Origin of the sequence: Nonomuraea sp. KM90 (assembly GCF_052246675.1) — a bacterium.
GTDB lineage: Bacteria > Actinomycetota > Actinomycetes > Streptosporangiales > Streptosporangiaceae > Nonomuraea.
In genome coordinates, this window is the sequence record NZ_JBQQCB010000243.1 from 1 (window position 1) to 7,500 (window position 7,500).

The window sequence follows — 7,500 nt, forward strand, 5'->3', positions numbered from 1 at the left end:
CGCCGCTACCACCAGGGTCATACGTGTGGGCATCGCGCGCCTCCCGCAGTCGCAGGTGTCGGTCGTGCATGGGTCTGCCTGGAAGTCTCCTGCACACCGCGCCCGCGCGCGAGCCTTCCGGCGAGCGGCGGCCACGTGGAGTCGGTCCTGGTGGCGGTCCTGTGGCGGTCCTGTGGCGGTCCTGGTGGCGGTCAGCTGCTCCGGCGGACGGTCCTGTTACCTTTTCGCGTCGGCACCCGTCATAGGTGCGACGGCCGAAGACGAACGGTCGTCGCACCGACGAGTGAAGCGAGAACAGGATGCTGACCACCATCATGTACGTGACGGTCTACGTCACCGATCAGGACCGTGCGCTGGAGTTCTACACCGAAGGGCTCGGCTTGGACAAGCGGGTCGACTTCCCGGGGCCCGACGGACGGTTCCTCACCGTGGGCGTTCCCGGCAGCCCGGTGCAGATCCTCCTGTGGTCGCAGGCGGCGGCCGCGGGTCTGCCGGGTGACGCGGGCCGGGATGGCGCGCCCGGTCCGCTGATCCTTGAGTCCGATGATCTGCGGAAGGATTTCGAGATCCTGCGCCGGCGTGGCGTCACCTTCGAAGAGTCCGAACCCGTGGACTATCCGTTCGGGGTTCGCATCGAGGCGGTGGACCCGGACGGCAACCGGGTCTCGCTCCGTCAGCAGCGAAAGCAGCGACAGCCGTGACCACCCTCCCGTCCGGCCCGGTGACCGAGGCGTTCGAGGCCCAGCGCGATCGGCTGCGCGCCCTGGCCTACCGCGTGCTGGGCTCGCACGCCGACGCCGAGGACGTGGTCCAGGAGGCCTGGATGCGCCTGGTCCGCCAGGACGCGGCGAGCATCGGCAACCTGGCGGGCTGGCTGACCACCGTGGTCGGCCGGATCAGCCTGGACGTCCTGAGATCCCGTCGAGCCCATCCCGGGACCGCTTACGGGCACGAGTTCGCGGAGCTCGTGGTGACGCCGGCCGACGACCCCGCGCCGGACGAGCAGGTGGCGCTGGCCGATTCGGTGGGCTTCGCGCTGCTCGTCGTGCTCGACTCGCTCACCCCGGGCGAGCGCCTGGCGTTCGTCCTGCACGACATGTTCGCGGTCCCGTTCCACGAGATCGGCCAGATCCTGGGCAAATCCGCCGACGCCACCAAGATGATCGCCAGCCGCGCCCGCCGCAAGGTCCGGTCCACGGACCGGCCGGCGGGCCCCGGCCGCGAGCATCACAAGGTCGTCCAGGCGTTCAGCGCCGCCGCCCTCAGCGGCGACTTCGAGGCGCTCCTGCGTGTCCTCGACCCGAACGTGAAGCTGACCGTCGACACCCCCGGCGGCACGGTCGTCACCCTCGGCGCCACCGCGGTCGCCGCCGGCGCCCGCATGTTCTCCGGCGAGGCCGCCCGCCAACGACCCGTGCTGGTCAACGGCGTCCCCGGCCACATGTCGTGGCGCCCCGACGGAACCCCTCTGTCCGTCATCGCCTTCACCGTCGCCGAAGGCCGGATCAGCGGCATCCACATCGTCGTCGACCCGGCCAAACTCGACTCGATCCGTCTGCCCGCCCCGGCCTGAGCCGGTGTCGTCAGGGCGGGGTGCGGAATTAGTCGATTCGGGGTCAACTCCAATCGAAGCGCTCGGACCGGCCGGTCATCCGCCGGGCGGCGACCACACGGCGGGCGCGGCGCATGCCCGGTCCGGCGAGGCGCTGGTGACGCGGACGGCGGTGTCAGTCGGAGTCGCCGCGGGCGGGCCGGTAGCACTCGTGGATCACGCGCGAGCCGAGCGTCCTGGTCTCGACCAGGTCGAGACCAGGACCTCTTCGGTGACCTGCGGCAGGTAGCGCATGCCGCCCCACCGACGACGATCGGATAGCGGAAGATCCGCAGCTCGTCGACGAGGCCGAGCTCGATCGCCGCCGCGGCCAGGCCGGCGCCGCCGATCGAGACGTCCTTGCCGGTCGCGTCGATCGCCGCAGCGACCTCCTCGGCCACCGACGCCGCACCGAGACCCCGGAAGCGGAACCCTTACCAGCGCCGCGACCTACTTCTTGATCTCGTAGCGCAGACGCACCACGCCGTTGCCGAACGCGATGCCCTCGACCAGCTTCAGGTCCCGCCCATCCGCGAAAACGCGCGTTCCCCTGCCGCGTGACGCCGGGCAGACGAGCAGGACGATCTCGTCGACGACGCCGATGTCCAGCAGGGAGTGCATGAGTGTCAGGCTTCCCCACAGCCAGATGTCCTTGCCGCTCTGCTCCTTGAGCTCCCGGATGGTGGCGGCCGGGTCGCGCGTCACGGTCGCGGCGGGAAAATCGCCCCAGGGGGCGTCGTCCAGCTTCGACGAGGCGACGAACTTGGTGAGATTGTTGAGCTTCTCGCCGTACTCGCCCTGCTCGTCGGCGTACGGCCAGTAGCCCTTGGACTGGGCGTAGGTGTTCGCGCCGAGAATCATCGTGTCGACCGAGTCGATGAACCCCATCACGCTCGCCTCGAACGCCTTGTCGGTGGTCTCGGAGAAGGGCTCCCCGGACACGAAGCTGAGCCCGCCGTCCTCCTCCGCGGCGATGTTGTCGACGGTCACCCACTGCTGGACGATGAGTTTGCGCATCATGTTCTCCTCAGTATCGGTCGGGACCGGGTTCAGGCGCGCTCACGCTCGGCCCGCTGCCGGACCAGCTCCTCGACCGCGCTCGGCAGGGTCGTCTCGAAGTCGATCAGCTTCGCCCACGTCGGGGTCACCACGATCCGGACCATGCCGTCGTAGAGCGAGCGGACCTCGGCCTCCCACTCGACCCGCTGCTCGGGCGTCATCTCGTACGAGCCGTTGATCTGGAGGTACTCCTCCGGGATGCCGTCGACCACGTCCAGCTCGGCCCGGCCGCGGATCAGCAGGACCTTGGGCGGGTGCGCCTCGGTGTCGATCGTCAGGGCGACCGTCGGGTTCTCGCGCAGGGCCGGGAGCTTCGGGGCGTTCTTCGTGGTGCACATGACGATCTCCGAGCCGTTCCAGGTGAACGCGATCGGGACGTTCCGGGGCGTGCCGTCCTTGGCCACGTACGCCAGCCGGGTGAGGTCGCGCGCCAGCAGCTCTTGGCTGATCGGCCGGTCCAGGATCTCGGCGATCTCGTTCGCTCGCATTGCCGTCCCTCCAGGGTCGTTGTCGTGATTCGCCCCAGGGACGGAGCCGCCGGAGCATTCTCGACATCCGCCGGCCCCCGAATTCCCGAATTTTCTTTTCCGGCTGCCGCCGCCATGGCAGCCATCCACTCTGCGGCCGGCACCACTGTTCACAGGGCCCGGCGCCCGGCGAGTCACCCGAAGTAACAGTTCCGTCGAAAGGCTTACATTCGGCACCCAGCTCCAGATCAAATGGAGGCTGTGACATCACGGCAAGCGCGTCGGCGGCGGGCCCTGATCTGGTCGATCAGCGTGGTCGTCAGCACCGCCATCGCCACCGTGACCGTCCACCTGCTCACCGGCGCACCCGGCACCGCCTGGCTGGCGCCGGTGCTGGACCGGCTGCCCCGCTACCTGACGCCGCCGTACTCCGCAGCGGATCTCCCTCCGCTGACGCTCACCATCCTCGCGGCCGTCAGCCTCCTGATCGGCGTCGGCTGCTGGGTCGCGGGCGAGCTGCGTCGCCGCCGCGACCTGCGGCCGCTCACCCCGGAGGAGACCGACGCCCGCCCGGCTGAGCAAGCCTTCGACACGCTCGCCACCGAACGAGGGGCGCTCCTTGAGCGGATGAGCACCTGGGGCATCGTCCTCGGTTTGCTGCTGGCCGCGGGCAGCCTGGTCTACACCGACGCCAGGTCCATGCAGACCCCGCTGGAAGGGCAGAGCCCCGACAGGTACGGCCAGGCCGTGGCGCAGCTCGGCTCCGAGCGGATCGAGGTCCGCCTGGACGCGATCGACACGCTGCAACGCCTGGCGCAGGATTCTCCACGTGATCGGGTGATGACCGTCGATGTCATGGCCGCGTACGTGCGCGAGCACGATTCGATGTCACCAGCCCGGCAGCTCGGGCGACCGGCCACCGACGTGCAGATGGCCCTGACCGTGCTCGGCAGCGTCTACGATGCGCCGAACACCGGGCTCGGGCACGACTGGGTCTGCGGCTGCAACCTGGCGCGCATCCGTGTGCCGGGCGCGGATCTGAGCGGCCTGAACCTCGGCACCGCCATCCTGACCCGGGCGGACCTGAGCGGGGCCCACCTGAGCGGGGCCAACCTGGCCCACACCGACCTGTCCGGCAGCGACCTGCGCAAGGCGTACCTGGACAGCGCGGACCTGGGGCACGCGATCCTGTTCATGGCGGACCTCAGCGAGGCGGACCTGAACGGCGCGGACCTGAGCGGCGTGGACCTGTTCGAGGCGGATCTGAGGAAGGCGGACCTGAGCTGGGCCAATCTGAGCGGGGTGGACCTGTTCAACGCGGACCTGCGCGAGGCGGACCTGCGCGACGTGAACCTGAACGGGGCGAGCCTGCGCGGAGCGGACCTGCGCGGGGCGGATCTGCGCAAGGCGAGCCTGCGCGGAGCGGACCTGAAGGGGACGAACCTCAAGGGCGCCGACCTGACGGCCGCCGACCTGACGGGCGCCGACCTGACCGGGGCGAACCTGAACGCGGCCAGGACCGACGACGACACCAAGCTCCCCGCAGGAGCCCCTGGAACGTGAGCGGGCGGCATACCCGGCGGCCCGGGCACGCCTGGAATGCCCTGGACCACGCGCTCCTGCCGGTGCCGGACGAGATGCCCCCGGCCACCCACCCGCCGGCCGGCCGGCCGGCCGAAGGAGCGGAGCGCGGCGCGGCGCGGGCAGGGGGAGTCCGGCCGGGGGATGCGGATGCCGGCGGCGCGGAGCCTGGCCTCGTAAAGCGCGGTCAGCCGCGCCGCGGCCGGCGATCAGCGTGTACCGGGTCGCGGCCTCGGTGCGGGCCTGCAGGCCGGTCACGGTCTTCAGCAGTGCGGGGTTGGCGAGGTAGCGGTCGGCCGCGGCGGCGGCGAGCTCGGCGATGCGGGGGTCGTCCGGCTCCTTCACCAGGCCGAGCTTGTGGTAATGCCGCACCGTCTTCACCGTGACGCCGACGAACGCCGCCGCCTGCCCGATCGTGACCCCCTTCCTCATCTGCCTCAGCCTGCCTTGTGTTCGAGCCGGGCGACCACGCGCACCGCGGCCGAGCGTACGGACGGGCCACGCCGGCCCGTGGAGCTCGGCGTGGCGCTGGTTCGAGTTCTCCCTGGTGCACGCCGGTGCTCAGCCCGCCGGCTGGGCCGGATCGGCCTGCGCACCGCCGAACACCTCGTTGAGGAGCCCCCCTGACCTCAGGTCAACCTCAACCGTGATCTGGCCCACAGCATCGTGTTCGGTGGTTGCGGACGGCTCTCTCGCACGCGCGCGGTTTCGTCCCCGCACGGAACACCGGCCACAATGGCCCGTACACACCAAGGAGAACATGATGGCCAAGTACCTGCTGCTCAAGCACTACCGGGGCGCGCCGGCAGCGGTCAACGACGTGCCGATGGACCAGTGGACGCCGGAGGAGATCTCGGCCCACGTGCAGTACATGCGGGACTTCGCCGCCCGGCTGGAGGGCACCGGCGAGTTCGTCGACCATCAGGCGCTCTCCCCGGAGGGCACGTTCGTCCGCTCCGACGGCGAGGGGCGGCCGCCGGTCACCGACGGCCCGTTCGCGGAGACCAAGGACCTGATCGCCGGCTGGATGGTGATCGACGTCGAGACCTACGAGCGGGCGCTGGAGCTGGCCGGCGAGCTGTCCGCGGCTCCGGGCGCGGGTGGCGAGCCGATCCACGAATGGCTCGAGGTGCGCCCCTTCCTGGCCGAGCGGCTCACGGTGACCGAGTGAACGAGCCGCTGCTGCGGGAGCTGGTGCCCGCGGTGATCGGTGTCCTCGTCCGTCGCGGAGCCGACTTCGCGGCGGCCGAGGACGCCGTACAGGAAGCCCTGGTCGAGGCCCTGCGCGCGTGGCCGGACGACCAGCCGCGCGACCCCAAGGGCTGGCTGGTCACCGTGGCCTGGCGCAAGTTCCTCGACGCCGCCCGCGCCGACACCTCCCGCCGGCACCGCGAGGTACGCGTCGAGACCGAGCCCGTACCCGGGCCGGGGGAGGCGGTGGACGACACGCTCCAGCTGTACTTCCTGTGCGCGCACCCGTCCCTGACCCCGGCCTCGGCCGTCGCGCTCACGCTGCGCGCGGTCGCCGGCCTGACCACGCGTCAGATCGCGCAGGCCTACCTCGTGCCGGAGGCGACCATGGCCCAGCGCATCAGCCGGGCCAAGCGGACCGTCTCCTCCGTCCGGTTCAACCAGCCCGGCGACGTCCCCACGGTGCTGCGCGTGCTCTACCTGGTCTTCAACGAGGGCTACTCCGGCGACGTCGACCTCGCCGGAGAGGCGATCCGGCTCACCCGCCAGCTGGCGGTCAAGACCCACCATGAGGAGGTCGCGGGCCTGCTCGCGCTCATGCTGCTGCACCACGCGCGGCGCCCGGCCCGGACCGGACCCGACGGCCGGCTCATACCCCTGGCCGAGCAGGACCGCAGCCTGTGGAACACCCGCCTGATCGCCGAGGGCGTCGACGTGCTCCAGGCCGCCCTGGCCCGCGACCGCCTGGGGGAGTTCCAGGCCCAGGCCGCCATCGCCGCGCTGCACGCCGACGCCCGCACGGCCGAGGAGACCGACTGGGTGCAGATCGTCGAGTGGTACGACGAACTGGTACGCCTGACCGGCAGCCCGGTGGCCCGCCTCAACCGGGCCGTCGCGGTCGGCGAGGCCGACGGCCCGCGGGCCGGCCTGGCCGCCCTGGCGGAGCTCGACCCCGCCCTGCCCCGCCACACCGCCGTCGCGGCGTACCTCCACGAGCGCGACGGTGACCTCGTGACCGCAGCGCGGCTCTACGCCGAAGCCGCCCGATCGGCCTCCAGCCTCCCCGAACGCGACCACCTCACGCGACAGGCCGCACGGCTCAACGCGCAGCTGCGCGACTGAGCGGCTGCCCGGCCGCGCCACGGGCTCTACCCGAGGCCGTGGTCGCGGACCCACCCCGCGAGCACGTCTTCGAAGGAGTCCCGTTCCTCCAGGTACGGGAAGTGACCGCTGCGCTCGAACACCGCCAGGCAGGCCCGGGCGACGCGTCCGGCGATCTCCCGGCTGTGCGCGGGCGGGCCCTGCGGGTCATGCCGTCCGACCATCACGAGCGTGGGGCAGCCGATGCCCTCCAGCCGGGGCCCCAGGTCGAACCCGCTCAGCTCCTCGGAGAACGCCATCATGCGCGGCATGGAGCCCCCCGGCTCGGACGAGGTTTTCGAGCTCGGCCTGGACACGGTCATCACCGGCATCCAGACACGACTCACCTAGTGGGGTGGCCACGAACGTTCACCGGAGTGGTGGTTGATCATGCGGCTTGGGCGGCTGGTCGTCCCCAGCGGCGCTGTTTTTCGCTGCGGATGCGTGCGCGTTCGCGGCGTTGGGAGGCCA

General features: G+C 71.2%; 8 protein-coding genes and 2 pseudogenes. 5 read left to right on the forward strand and 5 right to left on the reverse strand.

Going from position 1 to position 7,500, the window contains the following annotated elements; all coding sequences use genetic code 11:
* Positions 1-299 precede the first annotated feature (299 nt).
* Positions 300-701 carry a VOC family protein gene (locus ACTWPW_RS62135; protein ID WP_443174718.1) on the forward strand — a complete coding sequence of 134 codons (402 nt, stop codon included), beginning with the start codon at positions 300-302 and terminating at the stop codon, positions 699-701.
* The gene (locus ACTWPW_RS62140; RefSeq protein ID WP_443174719.1) at positions 698-1,573 is read left to right on the forward strand and encodes a sigma-70 family RNA polymerase sigma factor; all 876 of its coding nucleotides are present in this window, start codon (positions 698-700) and stop codon (positions 1,571-1,573) included. Before ACTWPW_RS62135 ends, ACTWPW_RS62140 begins: the two co-directional genes overlap by 4 nt.
* 314 nt (positions 1,574-1,887) lie before the next feature.
* Here the strand turns inward: ACTWPW_RS62140 and ACTWPW_RS62145 are convergent.
* From ACTWPW_RS62145 to ACTWPW_RS62155, 3 genes and pseudogenes are all read right to left on the reverse strand, one after another.
* A pseudogene (locus tag ACTWPW_RS62145) lies at positions 1,888-1,992 on the reverse strand (dihydrofolate reductase family protein); the annotation flags it as partial.
* Positions 1,993-2,041: 49 nt separating this feature from the next.
* Entirely contained in the window at positions 2,042-2,611 is a 570-nt protein-coding gene (locus tag ACTWPW_RS62150) for a dihydrofolate reductase family protein (protein WP_443174720.1), read from the reverse strand.
* 29 nt (positions 2,612-2,640) lie between these two features.
* Entirely contained in the window at positions 2,641-3,138 is a 498-nt protein-coding gene (locus ACTWPW_RS62155) for a pyridoxamine 5'-phosphate oxidase family protein (protein ID WP_443174721.1), read from the reverse strand.
* A gap of 240 nt (positions 3,139-3,378) precedes the next feature.
* Between ACTWPW_RS62155 and ACTWPW_RS62160 the strand changes: the two genes are divergently transcribed.
* On the forward strand, positions 3,379-4,680 hold the full coding sequence (locus tag ACTWPW_RS62160; protein WP_443174722.1) for a pentapeptide repeat-containing protein: 1,302 nt from the start codon (positions 3,379-3,381) through the stop codon (positions 4,678-4,680).
* A 357-nt stretch (positions 4,681-5,037) separates the two neighbouring features.
* On the opposite strand, the pseudogene ACTWPW_RS62165 reads toward ACTWPW_RS62160, so the two are convergent.
* Positions 5,038-5,130: pseudogene (locus ACTWPW_RS62165) on the reverse strand (MerR family transcriptional regulator); the annotation flags it as partial.
* A gap of 331 nt (positions 5,131-5,461) precedes the next feature.
* On the opposite strand from ACTWPW_RS62165, the gene ACTWPW_RS62170 reads away from it, so the two are divergent.
* Positions 5,462-5,869 (forward strand): YciI family protein, encoded by a 408-nt coding sequence (locus tag ACTWPW_RS62170; protein ID WP_375112429.1) that lies wholly within the window; start codon positions 5,462-5,464, stop codon positions 5,867-5,869.
* Complete coding sequence (locus tag ACTWPW_RS62175; protein WP_375112313.1) at positions 5,866-7,011, forward strand: RNA polymerase sigma factor; 1,146 nt, start codon at positions 5,866-5,868, stop codon at positions 7,009-7,011. The genes ACTWPW_RS62170 and ACTWPW_RS62175 overlap by 4 nt, the downstream gene beginning before the upstream one ends.
* Positions 7,012-7,037: 26 nt before the next feature.
* Here the strand turns inward: ACTWPW_RS62175 and ACTWPW_RS62180 are convergent, their stop codons facing one another.
* Positions 7,038-7,292 (reverse strand): alpha/beta fold hydrolase, encoded by a 255-nt coding sequence (locus tag ACTWPW_RS62180; protein WP_443174723.1) that lies wholly within the window; start codon positions 7,290-7,292, stop codon positions 7,038-7,040.
* Between the last annotated feature and the right edge of the window lie 208 nt (positions 7,293-7,500).